This window comes from Ruegeria sp. CH11 (assembly GCF_056537105.1).
On the sequence record NZ_JBQFQX010000001.1, the window covers coordinates 48,790 to 72,747 of the forward strand.

Below are 23,958 nucleotides of genomic sequence, written 5' to 3' on the forward strand. Positions count from 1 at the left end.
TCACAAAGGTTGTGAGTGTCAGTGATGCGTGGGTTGGCCGCTATCCTGCCGCAGATCCCGCGCGGACAAGCCGTGCGCGGTGCGGAATGCGCGGGCGAAACTGGATTGCGACGCAAACCCGGTGGCCGCGGCCACGTCCAGCAGCGACATGTCGGTATCCGTCACCAGCCGCCGGGCCTCGGCCAGTCGCAGTTGAAGGTAGTGGTCCTGCGGCGTGGTGTTGAAGCGCAGGCGAAACTGTTGTTGCAGAGTGCGCGGGCTGGTGCCCAGTGTTTCCGCGATATCGACCAGTGGCAGTGGATCGTCCAGCGCGGCAGCCATAAGTGAGTTTGCCTGTTCGGTCAGCGGCGTATCGCGATGCTGCACGTTTGGCTTGGTTTCGGATGGTGCGACGGTGATGTCTTGCGCAAAGACGCTGGCGACGCGGGCGGCAAATCCAGCGCCAAGACGCTTGGACATGATGTGCAGCATCAACTCGACAATCGGTACCGCGCCGCCCGCTGTCAGACGGCTGCCCGAGGCTGTGAAGCGTTCGGAACTCAGCTCAATCTTGGGAAACCGGGTGGCAAAGGCGGCGTGATCCTCTTGCCTCGGTGCAGCGGCATGTGAATCCAAAAGCCCTGCCTCGGCCAGCAGCCATTGCCCACCATCGATTCCGGCCATGGCTGCACCTGTGTCGGCAATACGCTGCAATCCGGTCAGCAGCGCCGGTGTCGCGTGTCGTACCGATTGGAACCCGGCGATGACGATCATCAGGTCGCAGCGATCAAGACGGGCCAGCGGAATACCGGGCACCAGCAACGCGCTGCTAAGCCTGACGGGATCCGCTGTGGCGGTTACATAGTCCCAGTCAAATGCGGGCCGGTCGGCCAGCCGGTTCGCGGCCCGCATCGGATCGACGACCGAGGCGAAACTCAGCGTACTGCATTCGTCCAGAACCAGCACGGTCGTTTTCAGCGCCCGGTGTTCGGGTTGCAGAATGTTGATTGCGGATTTCATCAAGTTCGATTCGCATTGTGACAAGTGATAGGCCAAGGCTGGCGCAGACACGGGTCCAAAGGCAAACCGGTTTCGGGGGAGAAGGCTGGGGATAACCCAAGCCAAAATTCTGTATATTGTGGGGAAAAGTCTCGGGCCCTAAATTCCGCTCGTTCAGGCGCAACCGTAGGGTCGCGCCTGGCTTGGTTTTTGGGGTCAGTTAGTCATTAACCTTGGTTCGGTCCGCGAATCTGGCGAATGGTCTGGCGAACAGCCTGCCAGTCCTGTGCTTGCTGCTGGTTTCCGGCCGCCTCGCATTCACGCATTTTCTGGGCGGCTTCGGCCTCGGCGCGGTCTCCGTGGGCGGTGTAGAGCGCCCGCGCATATTGAGCGGCTTTGAGTGCGTCCATTACTGTCATCCTCCTTGTCTGGGGCGGATTGCCCGAATGTTCACGCAAGGCGATCATACTACAGGATGGCTGGATTGGCATCTGCCACTTCGGAGCCGCCTGAAATCTTGGCCCGTAATTGCCGAAGATGGGTCGGAACATCGCGCGCGGTCAGGTCAGCTTCGCGCACTAACGTATCGAAATGATGAGAAAAAACTTCGATTCGATTGCGGTCGCGGAACGCCATGTAGTGCCCACCCGCATAGAACGCACAAAGCATGGGACCGAAGATGGTCATCGGGGCGCTGTAAAGCCGTTTTGCGTCAAACAGATAGAGCCGCAGGCGCGGATAAAGCTGCTCACACAGCTCGATCAGGTGGTCGATCTGTTCAAGTCGAACCTCCTGCGCCAAACCCTCGTAATAGCCGGTTGCCTGGGCAAGACTGCGGATTTCATACATAGGCATCGCGATCTCGTAATCTGACTGCGCGCTGCGCATCCAGGCAAGCCGGTCGGCAGAGGCGCCGATGGCCTGATCCGCCGTGCGTCCAAGATGCGGTGCATATTCCCATTCCAGCACGGCACGGGTTTTCAGCATGTCGGGCAGGGCCGCGGGAACATAGCGTATCTTGTAACCGGCGGCTTCGCGGTGCCATTCAAAGATGCGTTCGTCCACCAGCGCCCGCGGGGCCTTGGTCAAAGACAGCGAGCTTGCCAACAATTCAGCGGCGCTTTCAGGGCGGTCGGACAGACTGAGCAGCCAATCCGCCGAAACCCCCAGCGCCGAGGCGCAAGACCCAACAACATGCGCATTGGGTAGGCGCGCGCCCGACCCGGTCAGCAATTGTGAGACGGTCGAACGGTCCACGCCAATGCTGCGGGCCAATGCGCTTTGGCTTACATTTCTGTCTTCCATCGCGCGGGTCAGACGTTGCCGGAACTGCAACGCCCGGCCGCGTTTGTCAATTTTTTCAGTCATGTGTTTGAAAATATCACGACTGATGAATTTTGTTAATCATATTCAGAATTCTCAATTCCCGCGAATGTCCGTAACGTTTTTAACAAAGCAATAATTATGGGGTCCGGAATGGAAACGCGACGAAGATCGGTCGTGAAAGCTATCGTATGGAATGCGATGGGGTTGGCGGTCATGACTTTGGTGGGTTTGATCGCCACCGGTTCTGCTGCGGTGGGCGGTGCGTTGGCGGTGGTGAACACGGCCATCGGTTTGACCATGTACGTGGCCTATGAACGTATCTGGGCCGGTATTTCGTGGGGCCGAAATGGTTGAGCCCACGTCCCCCAAAACCACAGAATGGATCACCGCTGGCCTGATGGCGGCCTGCTATGCAGCATGGCTGGGCGTCGTCTTCTGGTTGGCAGAGGGGTCCCTTTGGGCGGCAATACCAGCGATGGCGCTGGTCGCCGCGCTGCATTCATCGTTGACGCACGAGGCTTTGCACGGCCACCCATTTCGCGTGCAATGGCTGAACGAGGCCGTCATGTCGTTGCCGTTGACTCTGTTCATTCCGTTCAATCGGTTTCGCGACTTGCACTTGGCGCATCATCTGGATTCGAACCTGACCGATCCCTATGACGATCCCGAGTCGAACTATCTGGACCCATTGGTCTGGGCATCGTTGCCCGCATGGCGAAAGCGCCTCTATGCGGCGAACAACACGTTGCTGGGGCGTATTCTGTTGGGCCCCGCCATCAGCCAGATCGCCTTTTTCGGCGATGAATGGCAGGGTGCACGGCGAGGGGATTGGGCAATCCTGCTGGCGTGGGCCCTGCATATGCCCGGAGTCATCGCAGTGTTGTTGGTCGTCGCGATGTCACCGATGCCGATCTGGGCCTTCGTGCTGTCGGCATATCTGGGTCTGGGTCTGGTCAAGATCCGCACCTTTCTGGAACACCGCGCACATGAAAAGTCGCGTGCCAGAACCGTTATTGTCGAAGACAAGGGCTTGTTGGCATTTTTGTTTTTGAACAATAACTTGCACGTCGTTCATCATATGCATCCCGCGGCCCCTTGGTATCGACTTCCAACACTTTATTGGTCTGGCAAAGACCGGTATCTGGCTTGCAATGAGGCCTATGTTTACCGGTCTTACGGGCAAATTTTCCGCGAATACTTGTGGCGTGCCAAAGACCCGGTTGCGCATCCGCTCTGGCCAAAGTCCTGATTTAACGACAGAACGGGGATCATGAGTTTATGGATTCCCGTCACCATCGCTGCCGCGTCTTTCCAGACTGTGCGGTTCATGCTGCAAAAATCGCTCAGCACTGTAAAGCTGTCGGCTGCGGGCGCTACGTTTGCCAGGTTTGCCTATTCGGCACCGCTTGCCCTTTTGGGCTTACTGGCAGCGCTTTGGGGCGGCGGGATGGCACTGCCGCACTTGCCCGGCCTGTTCTGGCTGTTTGTTGTCATCGGCGGAACCTCGCAGATCTTAGCGACAATCTGTGTCGTGGCCCTGTTCAAACAGCGCAATTTTGCGGTTGGGATCACGTTTAAGAAAACCGAAGTGATCCAGACTGCGATCGTAGGCTTTCTGATCCTCGGCGATCAGGTCTCAGCCGGGGCTTTCGTGGCAATCCTGCTTGGATTGATTGCGGTTTTAGTGCTGTCGAAGGCGCCAGACGGGCAGGGTGCGTGGTGGCGGCATCTAACCAATCGCGCGTCACAACTGGGTCTGGGATCGGGCGTTCTGTTCGCGTTTTCAGGAGTCAGCTATCGCGGCGCGTCTCTGCAACTGGGCGATATCGACGCCTGGTTTCGGGCGCTTGTCACACTGGCGGCGGTGGTGACGTTCCAATTTCTCTGCATGTGGCTGTGGTTGCTGTGGCGTGACAGGGCCGAGTTGCGCGCAGTTTGGGAGACACGCCGAACAGGCGTGTTTGTCGGTCTCACCAGCCTCGGCGGGTCCTTCTGCTGGTTTCTCGCCTTCACCTTGCAGAACGCGGCCTATGTCAAGGCGCTGGGGCAGGTGGAATTGATTTTCAGCCTGCTGGCGTCGATTTTGGTCTTCCGCGAGACCGTCACCCGGCGCGAGGTCGCCGGTATGACGCTGTTGGGGCTGTCAATTTTGGCATTGGTTCTGGCGATCTAGCCTGCGCGGCGTTCATCAAAGCTAAGCGCGATGAAGCTGGGCATATGGTCGCCCATACCCACAACCGCAGGGCCCGCATCACCGCGACGGTCACGGCCTCTGGGCTCTTTGTCCTTCTTGCGCTCGCCTTTCTTGGCATCCGGCGCCTTTGATTTTTTCTCGGACTTCGGCTTTTCGGGTTTGGGCTCGTCTTTGACCGGATTGTCGATGCGCGGGATGTCTTTCTGGATCAGCTTTTCAATTGCATCCAACGCCTTTTCATCGCGACCCGAGCAGATTGTCATCGCTTTGCCTTCGCGCCCGGCACGGCCTGTTCGACCGATCCGGTGGACGTAATCCTCGGCATGACCTGGGACGTCAAAGTTGAACACATGGCTGACCGAAGGAATATCCAGCCCGCGCGCGGCGACGTCCGATGCAACCAGCAACCGCAGTGAGCCATCGCGGAACCCATCCAGCGTTTTCATACGCTGCGACTGATCCAGATCGCCGTGGATCGCAGCGGCGTTATAGCCGTATTTCTTCAGCGATTTCGCGCAAATATCCACATCGGTCTTGCGGTTGCAGAAGATGATCGCGTTGGTGCATTTGTCGCCTTCACCGTCGATCAAGGCGCGCAGAACCTTGCGCTTGGCGCTGGCTTCGCGGTCGCGGCGACCGCCTTTGAACATGACGACACCCTGCTCGATGGTCTCGGACGCGGTGGCCTGACGGGCAACCTCGATCCGGGCAGGGGCGGACAGGAATGTGTCGGTGATCCGTTCGATCTCGGACGCCATCGTGGCCGAGAAGAACAGCGTTTGACGTGTGAAGGGCGTCAGCGAGAAGATGCGCTCGATATCAGGGATAAAGCCCATGTCCAGCATCCGGTCGGCTTCGTCCACCACCATGATCTGCACACCGGTCAGCAGCAGCTTGCCGCGTTCGAAATGGTCCAGCAGACGGCCCGGAGTGGCAATCAGGACATCGACACCGCGATCAATCAGAGCGTCCTGTTCCTTGAAGCTGACGCCGCCAATCAACAGCGCTTTGGTCAGCTTTACGTTTTTGGCGTAAGTGTCGAAATTCTCGGCCACCTGTGCGGCCAGTTCCCGTGTCGGGCACAGCACCAGCGACCGGGGCATCCGCGCACGCGCTCGGCCACGGGCCAGCAGCGTGATCATCGGCAGCGTGAAACTGGCTGTCTTGCCGGTGCCTGTCTGGGCAATGCCCAGAACATCACGACCTTCCAGTGCAGGGGGAATCGCACCTTCCTGGATCGGAGTGGGGGTTTCGTATCCGGCTTCCTCAATGGCTTTGAGGACCTTCGGGTTCAGGTTCAGTTCGTTAAACTTTGTCATGTATGTCCGGTAGTTGCGGACACTAGACCTGGCCCGCGCGTCTGAAAAAAGTGCCGGGCCCGGATGGCCACGCGCAAGTTGCGCGGTGCGGCTTGGGCGGGACATAACAAAATCGTGGGACAGGGTCAAATGAAGAGGTCTTAACCCGACGAAACTGCTGCTTGGCCGCATATTCCCGCAACAATTCAGGTGCTTCCGGGGAAGTGTTTCGCTACTTTTTCGTCCAGTTTCAATGGTCTGTGCCGAAGCAGGCCGTGCGCGTTCAGCCGTGCACGAACCTCGGGCTCGGCCCCACTCAATTCGTCGTAAAAGGCACGCAGGCCGGGTTCACCCTGTTCCGCTTCTATCCAGCTGAGCAACTCGTGCATGGTCAACCCTCCCAATTGACTGGGGGCGTTGGGCGACTTCGCGGGCTGGTAGGACCCGCGTTCCAGACGAAACCGGTAATGTGCTTGCCAATGCTCCCAATCGGGTGCGTGTCTGTGGCAAAGCTCGATCTCGGGCAGCTCTAGCTTGGTGGGTAGCAGTTCATTGCTCTGATAAATATTGTGGATGCGGTCTTTGACATATTTCAGGCCGGACCGAACAAAAAGCTTGCCCTGAACGTGACCAAGAAATCCGGCCCGGACAAACCCTCCGAAATTGGGATAGAGCGTTTCGACAAGCGCGGCGCGGTCCGGACCTGAGGGGATATACGCCTTGTACATGTCGTCGTCGCCCGACAGCGCTTCGATCGGACGAATTCGTGCGGAAGGTACGTCTGCAGGTACATCAGCCAGGACATCCTTTATTGGAGCGCGCGGCCACAGAAACTCATCAATGTCGATATGAAGCAGCCAATCCAGATCGGTCTGGCGATAGATGAAAGTCGCGTTATGGGATTGTCGCACCTGATGTTTTTCGGGCCGTTCGATCTGGCGCCGTTGCCAGAAACCTTCGTTGCAAACCCGAATCTCAATCTTCGGGTGCTTGCGCAACACCCGTACCGCGCGCCGGTTGGGTTCGTCCAGAAACAGGTGCAGACGATCGACGCCAAGGTCGATGTGGTAGGCCGCAAACCCCAGAATTTCGTCAAGTGGCGCGCGGGTTGTGCACACAATTCCCCAAGTCGGCCTGCCTTGCGTCATGCCATGCGCCATCGATGTCGCCGGGGCCGGGCTGGGTGAGGGGCGCGGGGCGTTATGTCATCATCTCCTTCGTCGCTGTCAGGTTCAACTCGGGGTAGTCGCGGACAACGCGATCGATATCCCATTGCAGGCGTGTCAGATAGACGATGTCGCCGTCATGGTCATGGGCGATGTGCTGTTTGTTGGCGTTGACGAATTTTTCGACTGCTGCCTTGTCGCCGCTCACCCAGCGGGCAGAAGTGAACTGAGACGCCTCAAACCGAACAGGCAGCCCATATTCCATCTCAATCCGGCTGGCGAGTACCTCGAATTGCAGCGCACCGACGACGCCCACAATGAAGCCCGAGCCGATTGAGGGTTTGAACACCTTGGCGGCGCCTTCTTCTGCAAACTGCATCAGGGCTTTCTCCAGATGCTTGGCCTTCATCGGATCACCGGCCCGGACCCCTTGCAACAGTTCCGGCGCGAAGGAGGGGATGCCGGTCACCCGGATCGCCTCGCCTTCGGTCAGCGTGTCGCCGATGCGCAGTTGGCCGTGGTTGGGGATGCCGATGATGTCACCGGCCCAAGCCTCTTCGGCCAGCTCGCGGTCAGACGCCAGAAACAGTACGGGGTTGGAAATCGCCATCGGCTTTTTCGACCGCACATGCGTCAGTTTCATGCCGCGTTTGAAATGGCCCGAGGCCATGCGTACAAAGGCCACCCTGTCGCGGTGCTTGGGGTCCATGTTGGCCTGCACCTTGAAGACAAAACCCGCGACTTTTTTCTCGTCTGGGGCGATCTGACGGGGTTCGGCCGACTGAACCTGAGGCTGCGGGCCATAAGCCCCGATTCCTTCCATCAACTCCTTCACACCGAACGAGTTGATCGCAGAGCCGAACCAGATCGGGGTCATGTGACCTTCAAGCACCGCCTGCGGGTCGAGCGCAGGCAGCAATTCGCGCGCCATCTCGACCTCTTCCAGCAGTTTCTCCAGCAGATGTTCGGGGACGTGTTCTGCCAGTTTCGGGTCGTCCAGCCCGTTGATCTGGATGCTTTCGGCTACCTTGTTGCGGTCGGCGCGGTCCATCAGTTCCAGCCTGTCGCGCAGCATGTCATAGCAGCCGATGAAATCGCGACCCACGCCAATTGGCCACGAGGCCGGGGTGACGTCGATGGCCAGCATTTCCTGAATTTCGTCGATGATCTCGAACGTATCGCGGCTTTCGCGGTCCATCTTATTACAGAAGGTCAGGATCGGCAGATCGCGCAGGCGGCAGACCTCGAACAGTTTCTGAGTCTGGCTCTCGACTCCCTTTGCGCCGTCGATCACCATTACGGCGGCATCAACGGCGGTCAGCGTGCGGTAGGTATCCTCGGAGAAATCCGAGTGACCGGGCGTATCCACAAGGTTGAACCGGAAGTTTCCGTAATCAAAGGACATCGCCGAGGCCGAAACCGAGATACCCCGATCCTTTTCCATCTGCATGAAGTCCGAACGCGTGCGCCGTGCCTCACCTTTGGCGCGCACCTGACCGGCCATCTGAATCGCGCCCCCGTAAAGCAGGAACTTTTCGGTCAGCGTCGTCTTGCCCGCATCCGGGTGCGAGATGATGGCGAATGTCCGGCGCCGGGCGATCTCGGGCGGCAGGGTGGGTTGGTTCGAGGTATCAAGCATATTCGCGCGTATAGGCGGGGAATCCTGCAGAGGCAAGACAAAGGGGCTGGTTCGAATCGTACGCTTATGGCAATAAGAACATATAGTGAACAAAAGATGGAGTGGATCAATGGATTTGAAAGAAATCGCTAACGAACTGGTCGCCGGATGCCGTGAAAATCGGGCCAAGGAAAACCTGGACAAGCTTTATGCTGCCGATGCGGTCTCGGTCGAGGCTGCGGATACGATGGGCATGGGCCGTGAGACCAAGGGCCGCGACGCGATCCGGGGCAAGCATGAATGGTGGGAAAACGCGCATGAAGTTTCGGGCGGTTCGATCAGCGATCCGTTCCCGCATGGTGACGACCGTTTTGCCGTGATCTTCGAGGTAAGCGGCAAGGTGAAGGAAAGCGGTGAAACCTTTGATATGAAAGAGGTTGCCGTGTACCACGTTGCTGATGGCAAGATCGTACGGGAAGAGTTCTTTTACTGATCCATGAACGGTCGCTGGTCTTCCCTGATGGGCCGGTGCTAGATGTGCTGCAAAGACAGGGAGGATCAGTATGGACCTGGGAATAAAAGGAAAACGTGCGCTGGTTTGTGCCAGCAGCAAAGGTTTGGGCTTGGGCTGTGCCGAAGCGCTGGCCCAAGCCGGGGTCGATCTGGTGATGAACGCGCGCGGGGCGGACGTCTTGGAGGCTGAAGCCGCGCGTCTGCGCTCTGAACATGGCATAGAAGTCCGGACCGTCGCTTGGGACGTAACCTCTGCCGACGGTCAGGCACAGGTGATTGAGGCCGCGCAAGGCATTGATATTCTGGTGACAAACGCTGGTGGCCCGCCGCCGGGATTGTGGTCGGACTGGAATCGAGAAGACTTCGTCAAAGCGCTGGACGCAAATATGCTGACACCGATCGCCTTCATGAAGGCGTTGTTGCCGGGAATGATCGACAGGGGCTGGGGCCGAGTGGTCAATATCACCTCGCAATCGGTGCGCGCGCCGATCCCTGCACTGGGGCTGTCAAATGCAGCCCGAACCGGGTTGACCGGCTATGTCGCCGGCACGTCCCGGCAGGTGGCGCCGCATGGGGTCACGATCAACAACCTGCTGCCCGGCATACATGCCACGGACCGAGCGGTTTCGTTGGATAGCGGCGTCGCGGAGCAACAGGGGATTTCGATCGACGAAGCCAAGGCAGCGCGCGCTGCGACGGTTCCCGTGCGCCGTTACGGTACGCGGCAGGAATTTGGGGCAACTTGCGCCTTCCTGTGTTCGCAACATGCTGGGTTTATCGTCGGGCAGAATATCCTTCTGGACGGTGGCGCGACCAATCTGACGATGTGACCATGGCACAAAGCTTTTCGCTGAAAGATCAGCTGTTTAACGTCGAAAAGACAAGCTATCTGTCGGGATTGTTCTCTGCGGCGGACCCGGAATTTGATGGGTCAGCCTTTGAGGCTCGGGTCATGTCACGGCTGCTTGAACTTGAGCTGAAAGAGCGGATCGCCTGGATCGCCGAATGTCTGCAAGAGGCAGTACCCGGGGACCTGCCGACGATTGCGCCTTTGCTGCTGCGGGCACTGCCACCGCCTCTGGATCCGGGCAAGTCGGATGATGATTTCGGCGATTTCATTTTCGCACCGCTCGGCGATTGGGTTGTCGCGGTCGGGCTGGACCACCCTGAACTGGCGCTGGATGTGCTCGAGGAACTGACACAGAGGTTTTCGATGGAATGGGCAATTCGTCCCTTCCTGAACCACCACCCCGAAACCGTGATGATGCGAATGCAGGCATGGTGCGGGCATTCCAGCTATCACGTGCGCCGTCTGGTCAGCGAAGGAACCCGGCCCAGACTGCCTTGGGGGCAGGCGGTTTCGCTGGACCTGTCTGACCCGTTGCCCCTGTTGGATCGTTTGCATGGTGACCGAACGCGATATGTGACGCGGTCCGTGGCCAATCACTTGAATGATATCACCAAAAAGGACCCCGATCTGGTACTGGACCGCCTGCAAGGTTGGCGGGACGGCGGGCAACAGGACCGGGATGAGTTGACGTGGATGACATCTCACGCAGTTCGCGGGTTGGTCAAATCTGGCCATCCGCGCGCAATGAAGATGTTGGGCTATGATCCCGAGGCCGAGATTTCAGCGTCGATCGCTTTGTATGGCGATGCGCGCATCGGTGGCGTGCTCGAGTTTGAGGTCGCGCTTAAGGGGGAACAGAACCAGCCGGTTCTTGTGGACTACATCATCCATTTCATACGGCCTGGTGGCAAGGTTTCGGCCAAGGTTTACAAACTGAAACAGGCTGCATTGAAGGGGGGTGAACTGGTTTTGAAGAAGTCCCACAAGCTTAAAGCAAATGCCAGCACCTTTACCCTGATCCCCGGCGCGCACCGGCTGGAGGTTCAGGTCAACGGGCGCGTGCGCGCTGAAGTTGACTTCGAACTGTTGGGCTAAGCCTGCCGAGCGATTTTTCACGCTTTTGTCAGGTCATACCGGCCCCGATTGCGCTATGTGCGATGCCGAACCAGTTTCGGACCGACCGTTCAGATAAGGAATGCCAATGAAACATGAGGCTGTGCAAAATTACTATGGCGAAGTGCTGCAGGGCAGCGCGGATTTGCAGACCAACGCCTGCTGCACGCCGGATGACATGCCCGACCATGTCAGGAAAATTCTGTCGAAAATTCACGATGATGTACTGACACGTTACTATGGTTGCGGGTTGATTGCGCCTTTGGATCTGGAAGGGATGCACATTCTGGATCTAGGCTGTGGCGCGGGGCGCGATGTCTATGCCCTGTCCGCCATGGTGGGTGAGACGGGGCGTGTCGTCGGTGTCGATATGACGCCCGAGCAACTGGACATCGCCCGTGCGCACCAGGACTTTCATGCGCAGGCGTTTGGGCACTCGAATAGCAATGTAGAGTTTCACCATGGCTATATCGAAAAACTGGAAGATCTGGATCTCGAACCGGGCTCATTCGACATAATCGTCTCGAACTGCGTGATCAATCTAGCCACGGACAAAGCAGCGGTTTTGCGCGGGGCGCATCGGTTGTTGAAGGACGGGGGCGAGATGTATTTCTCGGACGTCTATGCGGATCGCCGGGTGCCGCAGGCCATGGCAGAAGATGAGGTTTTGTATGGCGAGTGCCTGTCGGGTGCGCTGTATTGGAACGATTTTCTGACACTGTCACGCGCTGCGGGCTTTGGTGATCCACGCAGAGTGACGCATCGTCCGCTGACCATCGAAAACCCGGTGCTGGAGCAACGCGTTGCACCGCTCAAGTTCCTTTCCGCCACGTATCGGCTGTTCAAGCTACCCGCACTGGAAGCGGCGTGTGAGGATTACGGTCAGGCCGTCATCTACAAAGGCACGATACCGCACGCCCCGCAGGAGTTCGTGCTGGATGACCACCATGCGATCGAAACGGGCAAGGTGTTCCCTGTTTGCGGCAACACCTGGATGATGCTGCATGACACCCGCTTTGCCCGGCATTTCGACTTTATCGGCGACTTCGCCACCCATTACGGGATTTTTGAAGGCTGCGGCGGGGATAGCCCGTTTTTCGATCAAGGTGAAAGTGCCCCAGCCAGCTGCTGCTGATCCCTTGCGCCGGACGGACGGGGTTGTTATCCCCGTCCAAGCCCGATGGAATTGATCGGGAATGGAATCGGGGTCCATCAGTGACAATGAACGCAACGCCTCCTCGTCTGGAAGTCCGCAATCTTGTGGCCCGGTTTGAGGGGCGGACCGTCGTCGATGACGTCTCGCTGAGGGTTCAGGCCGGGCAGGTGACCTGTCTGCTTGGGCCGTCGGGCTGCGGCAAGTCTACCACCTTGCGCATGATTGCCGGGGTCGAGATGCAAAGCGCGGGCGAGATCTTTGTTGACGGCAAACTGGTCTGCGACACGGTGTTCCGGGTGCCGCCCGAGCGACGCGAGATCGGCCTGATGTTTCAGGATTTTGCCCTGTTTCCGCACCTTAGCGTAGCAGACAATGTGGGTTTTGGGCTCAAAGGCGGTAAGGACGAAAAACGCGCCCGGGTCGAAGAGCTTCTGAACCGCGTCGACTTGATGCGTTACGTCGATGGGTTTCCGCACCAACTGTCAGGGGGTGAGCAGCAGCGCGTGGCGTTGGCGCGCGCATTGGCTCCTCGGCCGCGGATCATGTTGATGGACGAGCCGTTCTCGGGCCTCGATAACCGGTTGCGTGACGGAATCCGTGATGAAACGCTGGCGATCCTGAAAGAGGAAGACGCAGCGGTACTGCTGGTGACGCACGAGCCCGAAGAAGCGATGCGCATGGCCGACGAAATTGCCCTGATGCGCGGTGGGAAGATCGTGCAACAGGGAGCACCGTACAACGTCTTCACCCGTCCGGTTGACAAGGCCGCAGTATCTTTCTTCAGTGATGTCAATGTGTTGCGCTCCAAAGTGAATGGCGCTTTGGCCGAGACGCCCTTTGGTCAGTTTCTGGCGCCGGGTGTATCCGACGACACCGAAGTTGAAATTGTATTCCGGCCGCAACATGTCCGCCTTGATTTTGACCGCAACGGCAAAGGACCGCTACCAACCGCGACGGACGGCGTTGCCGCGCGCGGTGTGGTCGAGCGCGCTCGTTTCTTGGGCAATGAAAGCCTTGTCGAATTTCGGATGGACCATGATGGCTCGGTCCTCAAAGCGACTGTTCCGAATGTGTTTGTGCCTCAACCGGGTCGTGTCATGTGGCTGACCGTGCGCCGCGACCGGTGCTTTGTCTTTCCAGCCTGACGCGCGGACCTGCCGATTTCCTTCCAAGTGGTGCGCGAAAGCCTCAGAATGCGGTTGGGCATTGCTTGCCGCAGCGCGAGGGCGGGTCTATCAAGGGAAAAACTTGGGGCTGGGGCAATATCATGCGCATTCTTCTGACCAATGATGACGGCATCAACGCGCCGGGCCTTGCCGTGCTCGAGGCGATTGCCGGGGAACTGGCAGGTCGCGATGGCGAGGTCTGGATTGTCGCCCCCGCATTTGAGCAATCGGGCGTAGGGCATTGCATCAGCTATACCCACCCGTTCATGGTCGCAAAACTGGCCGAACGTCGCTTTGCCGCCGAAGGCTCGCCAGCGGATTGCGTATTGGCCGGGTTGCACGAAGTCATGAAAGATTGCCCGCCCGATCTGGTTCTATCTGGGGTGAACCGCGGCAATAACTCTGCGGAAAATACGTTATATTCCGGCACGATAGGCGGCGCAATGGAAGCGGCGCTTCAAGGTGTTCCGGCGATTGCGTTGTCCCAGTACTTTGGGCCGAGAAACGCCGATCTGGACAATCCGTTCGAGGCCGCGGCGCAGCACGGGGTCGATCTGGTCAGGCGCATTCTGGATGCAACGCCGAGCGGGCAAGAAGACTATCGACTGTTCTACAATGTGAACTTCCCACCGGTTCCGGCCGACGAGGTTCTGGGAACGCGCGTCGCCCCGCAAGGGTATCGTCGAGACACGCGGTTCGCGGTCGAACCGCATAGCTCTCCGTCTGGTCGGCGTTTCCTGTGGATCAAGGGGGGGTATCAGCACAACCCGACAGCGCCCGGCACCGATGCGGCAGTGAACCTGGATGGCTATATCTCGGTCACACCGATGCGGGCGGATTTGACGGCGCATGATATGCTTGGCGCGCTGAAGGCGATCGAATGAGCGGACTGGACCCGGAAAAGACCATGCAGTTTCTGTTCTCACTGCGTTCGCGCGGGGTGACAGATGCGCAAGTTCTGGCAGCGATGGAGCAGGTGGACCGTGGCCTGTTCGTCAAGGGCCTGTTCGCCGAGCGTGCCTATGAGGATACGCCGCTGCCGATTGCCTGCGGACAGACGATCAGCCAGCCCTCGGTTGTTGGGCTGATGACACAGGCGTTGAAAGTGCGGCCGCGTGATACGGTGTTGGAGATCGGTACAGGCTCGGGCTATCAGGCCGCGATCCTGTCAAAGCTTGCGCGCCGGGTTTACACGGTCGAACGGCACAAGCGTCTGGTGCGCGAAACAGGTGAGCTGTTTCGCGCGTTGGGGATGACCAACGTGACCGCCATGCTGTCGGACGGGTCTTTCGGTTTGCCCGAACAGGCCCCGTTTGACCGCATCATTGTGACCGCAGCAGCAGAAGATCCGCCAGGGCCGCTCTTGGCGCAGCTTAAAATCGGCGGTATCATGGTGCTACCCGTGGGCCAGTCGGACGCGGTGCAGACCCTGATCCGGGTTACCCGCACCGAGGACGGTCTGGACTATGACGAATTGTTGCCCGTCCGTTTCGTGCCTTTGCTTGAAGGACTTGGAAAGGACGAGGCGTAAAGGTTTATTACGATATTTGCGCCAGAACCCCGGAAAACAGGGGCAGGTGTTGAGGACAGAATGATGAGAGCAGTTTCAAGATCAGCCATGCGCCGATACGTGGTGGGCGCAGCCACCATTGCCCTTCTGGCCGGGTGCGAAGGGCCTTTTGACTACGACTTGCGCGGCAATGTCGGCGGATTTTCGACCGCAGACGCTGCGCTGGCGGCGACCACTAGTCGCCCCGCGCCGGATGCACGCGGCGTCATCACCTATCCGAACTATCAGGTTGCTGTGGCAAGATCCGGCGATCGGGTTACCGATGTGGCCAACCGGGTCGGCCTTCCTGCAGCGGAACTGGCCCGCTTCAACGGCCTTCAGGCCGATGACGCCCTGCGCGACGGAGAGGTCCTGGCGCTGCCACGGTCCGTTGGTGGCGGCAGCAATGTGGATATTGCCACACTGGCAGGCTCGGCAATCGACGCGGCACCTGAAACAGGGGGCGTACGCACCACGACTTTGGAACCGGTTCAGTCTGCGCCTGCGGCAGCACCCGCGCCGTCCGGACCGGAACCCATTCGGCACAAAGTCAAGCGCGGCGAGACGGCCTATACGATCTCACGCCTGTATCAGGTACCAGTCGAGTCGCTTGCGGAATGGAACGGGTTGGGCTCGGACTTCATGGTCCGCGAGGGGCAGTTCCTGCTGATCCCGATCAAGGATCAAGCCGCGCCGACACGCAGCGCAGCGCCTGCCGCAGCGACGACTGCCGCAATCACGCAGCCGGGGCAGGGCTCTCCGACTCCGACGCCACCCAGTGCGACGCAGCCCCTGCCGGATGAAAAGGTTAAACCGCTGGCAGAGGCCGCGCCCGCCCCGGATGTCACGGCCGAAGCACCGACCAACAGTGGGTCGTCAGCTTTGGCGCTGCCGGTGTCAGGCAGGATCATCCGGTCTTATGAAAAGGGAAAGAACGAAGGCATCGATATCGCGGCCTCCCCCGGCACATCCGTTAAGGCTGCGGACGGCGGCACCGTTGCCGCTGTTACGGCAGATGCGGATCAGGTGCCGATCATCGTGGTGCGGCACGCAAACGATCTGTTGACCGTTTATGCCAATGTCGAGGGGATCACGGTCAAGAAAGGCGACCGGGTGCGGCGCGGGCAGAAAATTGCGGCGCTGCGCGGAGGCGACAATGCCTATGTGCATTTCGAAGTGCGCAAGGGCTTCGAATCCGTTGATCCCGAACCCTATTTGAAGTGAGTCGAATGGCCCGCATCGGGCCATGCCACCTGCGGGGATATTTTTGGCCAGATGAAGGTCGGATCACGCGTGCGGATCGTAATCGCTCAGGCGTTTTCCGGGTTCATCAGCAAAAAGCTCGGGCAGGGCGGACACCGCTTCGATCAGATCGATGCGGAAGACACGGAAACCATCGCGCAACTCGCACCACGCGGTCAGGGTCCAAACCCGGCCCCAGTATTCCATATGCAACGGGCGAATAGTGCGTTCGGTCATCACGCCGTCGATACGGCGGTAGGACAGACGCAGTTTCTGGCGGGATTTGATCGCCGAGCGGATCGGGGCCATATGCGCCAGTCCGCGGGCGGCATCCGCAAAGGGGTAGACGGCAAATTTCCAGGTATCGGCCTCGGCGATGACCTGTGTCGGTAGCACCGCATCAACCTTGTTTGCCAACGACTCTGCCGCAGCCTTGAGATCGGGGTCGGCGGCCTCGGCCACGATTGCCATGCCGAGGTTCAGCGCCTCCAATTCAGCCGGTGTCAGGTTCAATGGCGGCAGCGTTATCTGGTCGCGCACCATATAGCCGACACCGCGTTCCCCTTCGACGGGGACACCCGAGGCGACCAAGGTGTCCATGTCGCGATAGATCGTGCGGACCGACACTTCGAGCCGGTCCGCGATGTCCTGCGCCCGGTGCAGTTTACCGTCGCGCAGGATCTGTATGATGTCGAACAGACGGTCAGTGCGGCGCATGACGGTCTGTTCTGACATTGGTTATGTGGTCATGTTCCATAGTACATTCTCGTGGCGCATCTTTTCGCTGCCGGGTTTGATGGCCGCCATCAACGCGGGAGCAAACTCCTGCTGGGGGAACTTGGCTGCCGCATTCTGAGCGGCATCCATATCTTGCCAGACCACACAATCCGTCCAGCACCCATCATCGCCCTGACTGAGGTGACGATGAACAAAGCCGGGCGCGGCACGAACAAACGCTTCGGACGCTTGGCTAAGCTTGACGAAGTCTTCGGCCGTGGTGCCGTCTGCGAGGGCGAAAGTGACAAATTCTGCGACTTGGGTCATGTGAGTCTCCGTTGACCAGGTTTCGATGCCCAGCTTTTACGCCCCTGCAACTGACATAAACCTGTCAGTTGAGAAAAACCAGCCCGCAGAAAATGCGCGATTTGCTCAAATTTGAGTGGTGAAAGGACCTGCCGCGCTTTTGTTGATGCGCGTCCGGGCGTAGACACAGGGCCAGATCATATTCCCGGCGCGCTGCGCCGACGTAGAAGGAGACAAGACATGCTTAACAATATCGGCCTTCCCGGTCTGTTACTGATCGCCGTTGTGGTGCTGGTGCTGTTTGGTCGCGGCAAGATCAGTTCGCTGATGGGTGAAGTGGGCAAGGGCATCACGTCGTTCAAACGCGGCGTCAAGGAAGGCGCTGACGAGCTGGAGCAAGACGCCGCCGAAGTGGCCAAGGATGTCACGCCCGAGACTGACAAAGACAAGGTCTAAGCGCAGATGTTTGATCTGGGCTGGACCGAACTATTGGTCATCGGCATCGTGGCCCTGATCGTCGTGGGGCCCAAGGATCTGCCGGTGTTGTTCCGCAATGTCGGTCGCTTTGTCGGCAAGGCGCGCGGCATGGCGCGCGAATTCAGCAGCGCCATGAACGAGGCTGCGGATCAGGCGGGCGTGAACGAGATAAAAAAGGGCCTGAACGCTGCGGCGAACCCGGTCGGTAGCGCCATGGACAGCGTCAACGAGGCGGCGCGGGATGTGGCCAAATCTTTGGACCCAACGAAGTTCGACCCGGAAAGCGAAACCGGCAAACTCGCCGCTGAACGCGCTGAGCAAGCGAAGAAGATCCAGGCAACCGCTGCGCGCTCGGCAGCCGAGCGCAAAGCCAAGGAAGCCGCTGACGCGCTTGCCAAGGCTGAAGAGGCCGAAGCCGCGCTGAACACCGAAAGCAAGTCATGAGTAAAACGGACGAGATCGAGGACAGCTCGGCCCCATTGATCGAGCATCTGGCAGAACTGCGGACGCGGTTGATTCATTCCGTTGTGGCCTTCCTCATCGGGATGATCATCTGCTTTACGGTCGCTACGCCGATCTTCAACTTTCTGACGCAGCCGTTGTGCGAGGTTCTGACCGAGCGCGGACAGGATTGTGGACTAATCTTCATCTCGCCGCAGGAAGGGTTCTTTGTCGCGATCAAAGTCTCGCTGCTGGGTGGGTTCATTTTGGCCTTTCCCTATATCGGGATGCAGATGTGGCGCTTTGTTGCGCCGGGTCTGTATCGTTCGGAAAAGAACGCGTTTCTGCCCTTCATGTTGGCCTCGCCATTTATGTTCCTGTTGGGGGCAAGCTTTGCCTTTTATGTTGTAACGCCGCTTGCATATGACTTTTTCTTGGGTTTCCAACAGTTTGGGGCAGAAGGCGAGCCTGTTTCCGAAGGGGCTCAAGCTGCACCGTTGAGCGTCGTTTTCCAAGGTTCGGCGCAAGAGTATTTGAACCTGACGATCAAGTTCATCGTGGCCTTTGGCTTGTGTTTCCAGTTGCCAGTTTTGCTGACGCTGATGGGCAAAGCCGGGTTGGTGAGCGCGCAGGGGCTGGGTGAAGTTCGAAAATATGCCGTGATCGGCATTCTGGTGCTGGCCGCCGTGGTCACGCCACCGGACGTGATCACCCAGATCATTCTCTTCACGGTCGTCTACGGACTCTACGAAGTGTCGATCTTCCTTGTCGCCCGTGTCGAGAAAAAGCGCGAAGAACAGCTGCGTGCTGACGGCTACTACGATGATGATGAGGCCGAGGCCGATGCGGAAATGATGCAGGAAGAAGACCAGAAATAACCTTTCGACGCATCGCAATTAGCGCGCCAGTAATGGCGCGCCTTTTTTACTGAAGGCTCTTGTTGCGCCAACCGTAACGTGGTTTGAACCCCCGAAACCGACCGGAGGAGCCGATGGACGACCAAGCCCTAAACCGTATCGCAGATGCTTTGGAACGCATGGCCCCGGCACCTTTGGCTGCGCCCGACTTCAACGCGGCCCCGGCCTTTGTCTGGCACGTGGAACCGGACAGGCTGGAACCGGTCGTTCAAGTCAACCGCGTCGATTTGGACCTGTTGGTCGGCATCAATCGCTCTCGCGATACGCTGCTGGACAATACGCGCCGATTTGCCGCTGGGTACAAGGCCAACAATGCGTTGCTGTGGGGTGCGCGCGGGATGGGGAAATCCAGCCTTGTCAAAGCGGTTCACGGAACGCTGCAAAGCGAACACCCGGACCTGAAGCTGGTCGAGCTTCAACGCGAGGATATGGGCTCGGTCGCGCGCTTGCTGAATCACCTGCGCGCGTCCTCGCATCGGTTCATTCTGTTCTGCGATGACCTGTCCTTTAGTCACGATGACCAACACTACAAATCGCTCAAGGCTGTGCTGGACGGTGGTATCGAAGGCCGTCCCGAGAACGTCGTCTTCTACGCCACCTCGAACCGTCGTCACCTGATGCCAAGGGATATGATCGAGAACGAACGTTCAAGCGCCATCAACCCGTCCGAGGCGGTCGAGGAAAAGGTCTCGCTATCGGATCGGTTCGGCCTTTGGCTCGGCTTCCATCCCTGCGATCAGGATGAATACCTGGCGATGATCGACCGTTATTGCACGGCCTACGGCGTCTCAGTTGACGCAGAGACTCTGCGGGCCGAAGCGATCGAATGGCAGGCCACACGCGGAGCGCGTTCAGGCCGTGTGGCCTGGCAGTTCTTTGTCGATCTGGCCGGGCGCAACGGCGTTCATATCGCTTGATCCGGCCGCGTCATCTCGCCAAAAATTTCCGCCACCAGAGGCATGACCCGAGGGGCCATTCCTATAGCATAGCCAGAATACGAGCGGCTTCATCTGCTGGGCTGGTCAGCGGGTCACGATCCTCGCCGGGGTGAAAGCGTGCGCGTACTGCCGTCGGCATCGGTGCCGGTTCCACAATCGATACACGCGGACCGGTTCGTTCGGTCTCGACCGCCCAGCTGCGTGCCAGTGCCATCTGTGCCGCTTTGGTCGCGCCATAGATGCCATAGAACTTCTCGCCTGCTTTGGGGTCGTCAAAGAACACCGCATGGCCGGTTTCGCCCAGCAACGGGGCGACATATGGAATCAGAACCGAGGTGGCCGTAGCGTTGGTACTCACAGCCTTGGTCCATTCCTTGGGATCCACAAAATGTGCAGGCGTCAGGGCAGAGGTGTGGACCGCGGTGTGGAGCCACAGATCGACCTTGCCCCAGCGGTCGTGAATGCCCCTGCACAGGGTCGCCATGGCGTCAGGGTCCGTGATGTCCATCGGGGCCAATGTGGCAGAGCCACCTTTGGCCTGGATGCGGTCGTCCAGTTCTTCCAGTCCACCAGTGGTACGCGCGACGGCAACGATGTGATACTCGGGCGACAGGGCCTCTGCCAGCGCAGCCCCCAACCCACGAGAAGCGCCTGTGATGAGCGCGATTTTGGTCTGATCGGTCATAGGCGCGGTTTGAACGCCAGAACGAAGGGCGTCAAGCCCGGATCAACTTCCGGGAATTGCAATCCGTCGTGTCTGCCCGCTTTGTTGCAGCATGACGCCGTGTTCATCAATTGCCATGACCTTGCCAGAGGCAACGCGACTGCCGAGTCTGACCTCTTTTACCCGGCCCGAGGCCAGGCGCACTAAGGCGCGCATTTCAGATTTGGGGCCAAATACCCCAAGGACCGAGACAGTGTTTTTCTTAAGCGCGCCCTTCTGCGTGGCCGCGCTTTTGACAGCGGTGTTTGACATGGATTGCGGTCAGGGCATGGCCCCGACCCCTTAAGCTGAGTGGTGTCAGGCGCGCGGGCTATCAAACAGCGTCAGTGAGGAAAAGCCCCCAAGCGACGCGGAATCGTGACGCTGGCTATGCACGGGGCGAAGTCCTTGCAATTGCGGCGGGTTCTTATCCCATACGTCGGCGGAATTTCACCGCCTCACTCAATTGCCTTGGCGTCAACTTTTGTCTCTCAGCTGCCGCTGATCAGCGACCGATTCGCGTTACCCCGACGCCAGTTTGGCGGCGTTCCACGATCCACCCACAACCTGCATGTCTTCGCGTTTCTTGCTGACCCGGCTGCTGTTCTCCAGACTGTCCAGATATTCCTCTTCCAACCCGGTGACGTAATTGCCGTCAAAGCACGAGCAGTCAAAGGCTTCGATATCCGGATTGCCCTCTTTGGCGGCCCAGATCAGATCGTCGAGATTTTGATAGAACAGAGCGTCTGCCCCCAGTTCTTCGCGAATTTCCTCGATCTCTTTGCCATTTGCGATCAATTCATGCCGGGTGGGCATGTCGATGCCATAGACATTGGGGTATTTCACAGGCGGTGACGCGCTGGCGATATAGACTTTCTTGGCACCAGCTTCGCGGCACATCTGCACAATCTTCTTGATCGTGTTGCCACGCACGATCGAGTCGTCGATCAAAAGCACATTATGCCCGTCGAACTCCAGCGGAACTGCGTTCAGCTTGCGGCGCACCGATTTCTGTCGTTCGGCCTGTCCGGGCATGATGAATGTGCGCCCAACATAGCGGTTCTTTACCAGCCCCTCGCGATAGGGAATGCCGGTGATCTTGGCGGCCTCAAGCGCAACGGGGCGGGCGCTATCGGGGACGGGGATGATCCGGTCGATCTGCAGGCCCGAGTCCTGAATTTGCTTTGCCAGCGTTTGCCCCATACGCATCTGAGTTTTGTAGACAGACACGCCATCCAACAGCGAATCCGGGCGGGCCAGATAGACATACTCGAAAATGCAGGGTGTCAGCTTGCCTTCGACCGCCTGGAACTCGTGCATGTTCCCGTCGAGGTCGATCAGGATCGCCTCACCAGGGCGCAGGTCGCGCAGCTTTTCGAAACCGTTGATGCCGAATGCCACATCCTCGGAGGCAAATGCATAATCGTCGCCATCACCCGGAGCTTCGCGTTTGGCGACCGAAAGGGGGCGGATGCCATGCGGGTCGCGGAAGGCCAGCATGCCGACACCGGCGACCAAACAGATCACCGAATAGGCGCCCTGCACACGCTCCATCGTCATCTTCACGCCGGCAAACAGATTGCGGATTGGATCGACGTTGCCGTTGACCTTGATGGCATCTGCAACCTTGTCGGCCAATACATTCAGCAGCACCTCGGAATCCGAAGTTGTGCGCAGGTGGCGGCTGTATTTTGCCGTGACTTTCTCACGCTGCTCTTCGGTGTTTGTGATGTTGCCGTTATGGACCAGATAGATGCCATACGGCGCATTCACGAAGAATGGTTGCGCCTCGGACGCGCTCAACGAACCGGCTGTCGGATAGCGCACGTGACCGATCCCGACCTTGCCCAGCAGCGTCTCGGCGTCATTGGCGTTAAACACGTCCTTGACCAGCCCGTTGGCTTTCTTTTCGCGAAAGAACTCACCCGAATATGTGACGATGCCCGAGGCGTCCTGACCCCGGTGCTGCAGCATCAGCAGCCCGTCATAGATTTCCGCAAACACATCATGCGTCCGGCTTGCGATTCCCAAAATCCCACACATGTACGGGCTCCAATTTCTATGACGATGATGTTCTGATTTGATTCAGCAATCGGGATCGACGAGCTTGCCGTGTGTCGCTTGAGCAACCGCAAATGACATACTTGGGTACGGGCAAGGTTCACACGCTCCGATTCCGTGGCTGTTCCGGCCCTCACATACTGCCTTACGCAGCCCTTGTCATCAAAGGATCACATTCACCTTTTGCCGCAGTCACGTTGCGAATTTGGCAACAATCCTTTGCTGTAGGTGACAAAGCACAGGGCATGTGCTGTCATGACCCAGCGATGGTCGCACATCAATGGCCGGAAATCCGGGGTGGGGAACAACAGATGTGGCAAAACAAGCCAGGACCGAAGAAGGACGAGCCAGTCAAGCGACGGTGCCATAGATGCCGGGGGATGGGTCGCGCACCCTGCGAGATTTGCAAAGGTACCGGCGAAGTAATCAAGGGTCGGGATATACAAGGCAACCCAAACAGGGCGCGTTGCGACGGCTGTTTCGGTCTCAAGACGATCCGTTGCGCAGTCTGCGGCGGCGAGGGGTTCGTCTAAGAAAAAAGCCCGGCGCAGGCCGGGCATTCTCTGGCAATCTAATGATTAAACCGCCGGTTATTCGCTTGCGGTGCCTTCGGTGCTGTCCGCTTGCGGTGTCTCGGCATCGGCCGCGCTGTCTGCGGTGCAGCTTGCGACCAGCTCTTCGTACTGTGTGGTCACCCAGCCCAGTGCTTCTTCTGGGTTCTGCTCTTCGATCCGGTCGCTGAACTGTTCGAACACCTTGGCCGACCGGCTTTCGTCAACGATCGTGTAGGACTGGCCGGTCATCACGGTGTCGTAGACAAAGAACGCGATGGCGACCAGAAGGATGCCGCGCGCGATGCCAAAGAAAAAGCCCAGTGCCTGATCGAGCCCGCCCAGAGCGGACCGTTGCACAAGCGAGGAAAAGAGCGGGGTGAAAATGCTGACCACGATCAGTGCGACCGCAAACACCGCCGCAAAGCCAGTGATGACCGATAGTTCGCAGCTGTCACGCAAGAAATCCCCAACGACTGGAATCTCCTTGACCAGAGGAACCACTTGCGGTGCGAAAATGAACGCCAGAACCGCAGCTGCAACCCAGCCGGCGATGGCAAGGACTTCGCGTAGGAACCCACGAGAGTAGGCAAGAATGCCCGACACCACGACGATCAGGGCAACGACCCCGTCAATTATTGTAAAACCTTCCATGGCCCTCGCCTGTTCTTTTCTGCC

27 protein-coding genes are annotated in these 23,958 nt (G+C 58.8%); 15 read left to right on the top strand and 12 right to left on the bottom strand.

Going from position 1 to position 23,958, the window contains the following annotated elements; translation table 11 throughout:
* Positions 1-18 precede the first annotated feature (18 nt).
* The 3 genes from ACR0LX_RS00275 to ACR0LX_RS00285 all read right to left on the bottom strand — a co-directional run bounded on the left by ACR0LX_RS00275 (position 19) and on the right by ACR0LX_RS00285 (position 2,346).
* The gene (locus tag ACR0LX_RS00275; RefSeq protein ID WP_480782100.1) at positions 19-999 is read right to left on the bottom strand and encodes a GlxA family transcriptional regulator; all 981 of its coding nucleotides are present in this window, start codon (positions 997-999) and stop codon (positions 19-21) included.
* 206 nt (positions 1,000-1,205) lie between these two features.
* On the bottom strand, positions 1,206-1,388 hold the full coding sequence (locus ACR0LX_RS00280) for a hypothetical protein (RefSeq protein WP_480570275.1): 183 nt from the start codon (positions 1,386-1,388) through the stop codon (positions 1,206-1,208).
* A 58-nt stretch (positions 1,389-1,446) separates the two neighbouring features.
* Positions 1,447-2,346: a helix-turn-helix domain-containing protein gene (locus tag ACR0LX_RS00285; RefSeq protein ID WP_480782101.1), complete on the bottom strand. Its 900-nt coding sequence runs from the start codon at positions 2,344-2,346 to the stop codon at positions 1,447-1,449.
* A 108-nt stretch (positions 2,347-2,454) separates the two neighbouring features.
* Between ACR0LX_RS00285 and ACR0LX_RS00290 the strand changes: the two genes are divergently transcribed.
* Genes ACR0LX_RS00290 through ACR0LX_RS00300 form a run of 3 tightly spaced genes read left to right on the top strand, consistent with a single transcriptional unit; the run spans position 2,455 to position 4,477 of the window.
* Positions 2,455-2,658, top strand: a complete 204-nt coding sequence (locus tag ACR0LX_RS00290) for a DUF2061 domain-containing protein (RefSeq protein WP_480782102.1) — start codon at positions 2,455-2,457, stop codon at positions 2,656-2,658.
* On the top strand, positions 2,651-3,553 hold the full coding sequence (locus ACR0LX_RS00295) for a fatty acid desaturase (protein ID WP_480782103.1): 903 nt from the start codon (positions 2,651-2,653) through the stop codon (positions 3,551-3,553). The genes ACR0LX_RS00290 and ACR0LX_RS00295 overlap by 8 nt, the downstream gene beginning before the upstream one ends.
* A 21-nt stretch (positions 3,554-3,574) precedes the next feature.
* Entirely contained in the window at positions 3,575-4,477 is a 903-nt protein-coding gene (locus ACR0LX_RS00300) for an EamA family transporter (protein ID WP_480782104.1), read from the top strand.
* Here ACR0LX_RS00300 and ACR0LX_RS00305 read toward each other — a convergent pair.
* From ACR0LX_RS00305 to ACR0LX_RS00315, 3 genes are all read right to left on the bottom strand, one after another.
* On the bottom strand, positions 4,474-5,817 hold the full coding sequence (locus tag ACR0LX_RS00305; RefSeq protein ID WP_480782105.1) for a DEAD/DEAH box helicase: 1,344 nt from the start codon (positions 5,815-5,817) through the stop codon (positions 4,474-4,476). The two genes, ACR0LX_RS00300 and ACR0LX_RS00305, sit on opposite strands and share 4 nt — an antisense overlap.
* Before the next feature lie 185 nt (positions 5,818-6,002).
* A complete protein-coding gene (locus ACR0LX_RS00310) occupies positions 6,003-6,956 on the bottom strand; it encodes a glycosyltransferase family 2 protein (protein WP_480782106.1) in 954 nt (317 codons plus the stop codon).
* Between the two features lie 40 nt (positions 6,957-6,996).
* Positions 6,997-8,601: a peptide chain release factor 3 gene (locus ACR0LX_RS00315; protein ID WP_480782107.1), complete on the bottom strand. Its 1,605-nt coding sequence runs from the start codon at positions 8,599-8,601 to the stop codon at positions 6,997-6,999.
* Between the two features lie 109 nt (positions 8,602-8,710).
* Between ACR0LX_RS00315 and ACR0LX_RS00320 the strand changes: the two genes are divergently transcribed.
* The 8 genes from ACR0LX_RS00320 to ACR0LX_RS00355 all read left to right on the top strand — a co-directional run bounded on the left by ACR0LX_RS00320 (position 8,711) and on the right by ACR0LX_RS00355 (position 16,151).
* Positions 8,711-9,073 carry a SnoaL-like domain-containing protein gene (locus ACR0LX_RS00320; protein WP_480782108.1) on the top strand — a complete coding sequence of 121 codons (363 nt, stop codon included), beginning with the start codon at positions 8,711-8,713 and terminating at the stop codon, positions 9,071-9,073.
* A gap of 70 nt (positions 9,074-9,143) precedes the next feature.
* Complete coding sequence (locus ACR0LX_RS00325) at positions 9,144-9,923, top strand: SDR family oxidoreductase (protein WP_480782109.1); 780 nt, start codon at positions 9,144-9,146, stop codon at positions 9,921-9,923.
* A 2-nt stretch (positions 9,924-9,925) separates the two neighbouring features.
* Positions 9,926-11,038, top strand: coding sequence for a hypothetical protein (locus ACR0LX_RS00330; RefSeq protein WP_480782110.1), 1,113 nt, complete (start codon positions 9,926-9,928; stop codon positions 11,036-11,038).
* Positions 11,039-11,144: 106 nt separating this feature from the next.
* The gene (locus ACR0LX_RS00335) at positions 11,145-12,191 is read left to right on the top strand and encodes a methyltransferase domain-containing protein (protein ID WP_480782111.1); all 1,047 of its coding nucleotides are present in this window, start codon (positions 11,145-11,147) and stop codon (positions 12,189-12,191) included.
* An 86-nt stretch (positions 12,192-12,277) separates the two neighbouring features.
* Entirely contained in the window at positions 12,278-13,357 is a 1,080-nt protein-coding gene (locus tag ACR0LX_RS00340) for an ABC transporter ATP-binding protein (protein ID WP_480571135.1), read from the top strand.
* 122 nt (positions 13,358-13,479) lie between these two features.
* The gene (surE, locus tag ACR0LX_RS00345; protein ID WP_480782112.1) at positions 13,480-14,262 is read left to right on the top strand and encodes a 5'/3'-nucleotidase SurE; all 783 of its coding nucleotides are present in this window, start codon (positions 13,480-13,482) and stop codon (positions 14,260-14,262) included.
* Positions 14,259-14,909, top strand: a complete 651-nt coding sequence (locus ACR0LX_RS00350) for a protein-L-isoaspartate(D-aspartate) O-methyltransferase (RefSeq protein WP_480782113.1) — start codon at positions 14,259-14,261, stop codon at positions 14,907-14,909. Before surE ends, ACR0LX_RS00350 begins: the two co-directional genes overlap by 4 nt.
* 63 nt (positions 14,910-14,972) lie before the next feature.
* Entirely contained in the window at positions 14,973-16,151 is a 1,179-nt protein-coding gene (locus tag ACR0LX_RS00355) for a peptidoglycan DD-metalloendopeptidase family protein (RefSeq protein WP_480782114.1), read from the top strand.
* Between the two features lie 63 nt (positions 16,152-16,214).
* Here ACR0LX_RS00355 and ACR0LX_RS00360 read toward each other — a convergent pair whose 3' ends face one another.
* Both ACR0LX_RS00360 and ACR0LX_RS00365 read right to left on the bottom strand, forming a co-directional pair.
* Complete coding sequence (locus tag ACR0LX_RS00360) at positions 16,215-16,886, bottom strand: helix-turn-helix transcriptional regulator (protein WP_480782626.1); 672 nt, start codon at positions 16,884-16,886, stop codon at positions 16,215-16,217.
* 21 nt (positions 16,887-16,907) lie between these two features.
* Complete coding sequence (locus tag ACR0LX_RS00365) at positions 16,908-17,213, bottom strand: hypothetical protein (RefSeq protein WP_480570233.1); 306 nt, start codon at positions 17,211-17,213, stop codon at positions 16,908-16,910.
* Between the two features lie 219 nt (positions 17,214-17,432).
* Between ACR0LX_RS00365 and ACR0LX_RS00370 the strand changes: the two genes are divergently transcribed.
* From ACR0LX_RS00370 to ACR0LX_RS00385, 4 genes are all read left to right on the top strand, one after another.
* Entirely contained in the window at positions 17,433-17,648 is a 216-nt protein-coding gene (locus tag ACR0LX_RS00370; protein ID WP_170328918.1) for a twin-arginine translocase TatA/TatE family subunit, read from the top strand.
* Positions 17,649-17,654: 6 nt separating this feature from the next.
* Entirely contained in the window at positions 17,655-18,113 is a 459-nt protein-coding gene (gene tatB / locus ACR0LX_RS00375) for a Sec-independent protein translocase protein TatB (RefSeq protein ID WP_480782115.1), read from the top strand.
* Entirely contained in the window at positions 18,110-18,988 is an 879-nt protein-coding gene (gene tatC, locus ACR0LX_RS00380) for a twin-arginine translocase subunit TatC (protein WP_480782116.1), read from the top strand. The genes tatB and tatC overlap by 4 nt, the downstream gene beginning before the upstream one ends.
* Before the next feature lie 113 nt (positions 18,989-19,101).
* Positions 19,102-19,944 (top strand): ATP-binding protein, encoded by an 843-nt coding sequence (locus ACR0LX_RS00385; protein ID WP_480782117.1) that lies wholly within the window; start codon positions 19,102-19,104, stop codon positions 19,942-19,944.
* Positions 19,945-20,005: 61 nt separating this feature from the next.
* On the opposite strand, the gene ACR0LX_RS00390 is transcribed toward ACR0LX_RS00385, so the two are convergent.
* The 4 genes from ACR0LX_RS00390 to ACR0LX_RS00405 form a co-directional block, all read right to left on the bottom strand.
* Entirely contained in the window at positions 20,006-20,650 is a 645-nt protein-coding gene (locus ACR0LX_RS00390) for an SDR family NAD(P)-dependent oxidoreductase (protein ID WP_480782118.1), read from the bottom strand.
* Between the two features lie 42 nt (positions 20,651-20,692).
* Positions 20,693-20,941: a hypothetical protein gene (locus tag ACR0LX_RS00395; RefSeq protein ID WP_480782119.1), complete on the bottom strand. Its 249-nt coding sequence runs from the start codon at positions 20,939-20,941 to the stop codon at positions 20,693-20,695.
* Positions 20,942-21,190: 249 nt separating this feature from the next.
* Positions 21,191-22,711 carry an amidophosphoribosyltransferase gene (gene purF, locus ACR0LX_RS00400; RefSeq protein ID WP_480782120.1) on the bottom strand — a complete coding sequence of 507 codons (1,521 nt, stop codon included), beginning with the start codon at positions 22,709-22,711 and terminating at the stop codon, positions 21,191-21,193.
* 608 nt (positions 22,712-23,319) lie between these two features.
* Entirely contained in the window at positions 23,320-23,934 is a 615-nt protein-coding gene (locus ACR0LX_RS00405; protein ID WP_480782121.1) for a CvpA family protein, read from the bottom strand.
* Between the last annotated feature and the right edge of the window lie 24 nt (positions 23,935-23,958).

Coding starts and splice junctions, on each gene's coding strand:
- ACR0LX_RS00340 (WP_480571135.1), top strand. CDS start 12,278: ATGAACGCAACGCCTCCTCGTCTGGAAGTCCGCAATCTTGTGGCCCGG.
- ACR0LX_RS00320 (WP_480782108.1), top strand. CDS start 8,711: ATGGATTTGAAAGAAATCGCTAACGAACTGGTCGCCGGATGCCGTGAA.
- ACR0LX_RS00355 (WP_480782114.1), top strand. CDS start 14,973: ATGAGAGCAGTTTCAAGATCAGCCATGCGCCGATACGTGGTGGGCGCA.
- ACR0LX_RS00335 (WP_480782111.1), top strand. CDS start 11,145: ATGAAACATGAGGCTGTGCAAAATTACTATGGCGAAGTGCTGCAGGGC.
- ACR0LX_RS00385 (WP_480782117.1), top strand. CDS start 19,102: ATGGACGACCAAGCCCTAAACCGTATCGCAGATGCTTTGGAACGCATG.
- ACR0LX_RS00295 (WP_480782103.1), top strand. CDS start 2,651: ATGGTTGAGCCCACGTCCCCCAAAACCACAGAATGGATCACCGCTGGC.
- ACR0LX_RS00300 (WP_480782104.1), top strand. CDS start 3,575: ATGAGTTTATGGATTCCCGTCACCATCGCTGCCGCGTCTTTCCAGACT.
- tatB (WP_480782115.1), top strand. CDS start 17,655: ATGTTTGATCTGGGCTGGACCGAACTATTGGTCATCGGCATCGTGGCC.
- ACR0LX_RS00290 (WP_480782102.1), top strand. CDS start 2,455: ATGGAAACGCGACGAAGATCGGTCGTGAAAGCTATCGTATGGAATGCG.
- ACR0LX_RS00395 (WP_480782119.1), bottom strand. CDS start 20,941: ATGTCAAACACCGCTGTCAAAAGCGCGGCCACGCAGAAGGGCGCGCTT.
- ACR0LX_RS00305 (WP_480782105.1), bottom strand. CDS start 5,817: ATGACAAAGTTTAACGAACTGAACCTGAACCCGAAGGTCCTCAAAGCC.
- ACR0LX_RS00315 (WP_480782107.1), bottom strand. CDS start 8,601: ATGCTTGATACCTCGAACCAACCCACCCTGCCGCCCGAGATCGCCCGG.
- ACR0LX_RS00280 (WP_480570275.1), bottom strand. CDS start 1,388: ATGGACGCACTCAAAGCCGCTCAATATGCGCGGGCGCTCTACACCGCC.
- ACR0LX_RS00370 (WP_170328918.1), top strand. CDS start 17,433: ATGCTTAACAATATCGGCCTTCCCGGTCTGTTACTGATCGCCGTTGTG.
- ACR0LX_RS00325 (WP_480782109.1), top strand. CDS start 9,144: ATGGACCTGGGAATAAAAGGAAAACGTGCGCTGGTTTGTGCCAGCAGC.
- ACR0LX_RS00310 (WP_480782106.1), bottom strand. CDS start 6,956: ATGGCGCATGGCATGACGCAAGGCAGGCCGACTTGGGGAATTGTGTGC.
- purF (WP_480782120.1), bottom strand. CDS start 22,711: ATGTGTGGGATTTTGGGAATCGCAAGCCGGACGCATGATGTGTTTGCG.
- tatC (WP_480782116.1), top strand. CDS start 18,110: ATGAGTAAAACGGACGAGATCGAGGACAGCTCGGCCCCATTGATCGAG.
- ACR0LX_RS00390 (WP_480782118.1), bottom strand. CDS start 20,650: ATGACCGATCAGACCAAAATCGCGCTCATCACAGGCGCTTCTCGTGGG.
- surE (WP_480782112.1), top strand. CDS start 13,480: ATGCGCATTCTTCTGACCAATGATGACGGCATCAACGCGCCGGGCCTT.
- ACR0LX_RS00360 (WP_480782626.1), bottom strand. CDS start 16,886: ATGCGCCGCACTGACCGTCTGTTCGACATCATACAGATCCTGCGCGAC.
- ACR0LX_RS00365 (WP_480570233.1), bottom strand. CDS start 17,213: ATGACCCAAGTCGCAGAATTTGTCACTTTCGCCCTCGCAGACGGCACC.
- ACR0LX_RS00285 (WP_480782101.1), bottom strand. CDS start 2,346: ATGACTGAAAAAATTGACAAACGCGGCCGGGCGTTGCAGTTCCGGCAA.
- ACR0LX_RS00330 (WP_480782110.1), top strand. CDS start 9,926: ATGGCACAAAGCTTTTCGCTGAAAGATCAGCTGTTTAACGTCGAAAAG.
- ACR0LX_RS00350 (WP_480782113.1), top strand. CDS start 14,259: ATGAGCGGACTGGACCCGGAAAAGACCATGCAGTTTCTGTTCTCACTG.
- ACR0LX_RS00405 (WP_480782121.1), bottom strand. CDS start 23,934: ATGGAAGGTTTTACAATAATTGACGGGGTCGTTGCCCTGATCGTCGTG.
- ACR0LX_RS00275 (WP_480782100.1), bottom strand. CDS start 999: ATGAAATCCGCAATCAACATTCTGCAACCCGAACACCGGGCGCTGAAA.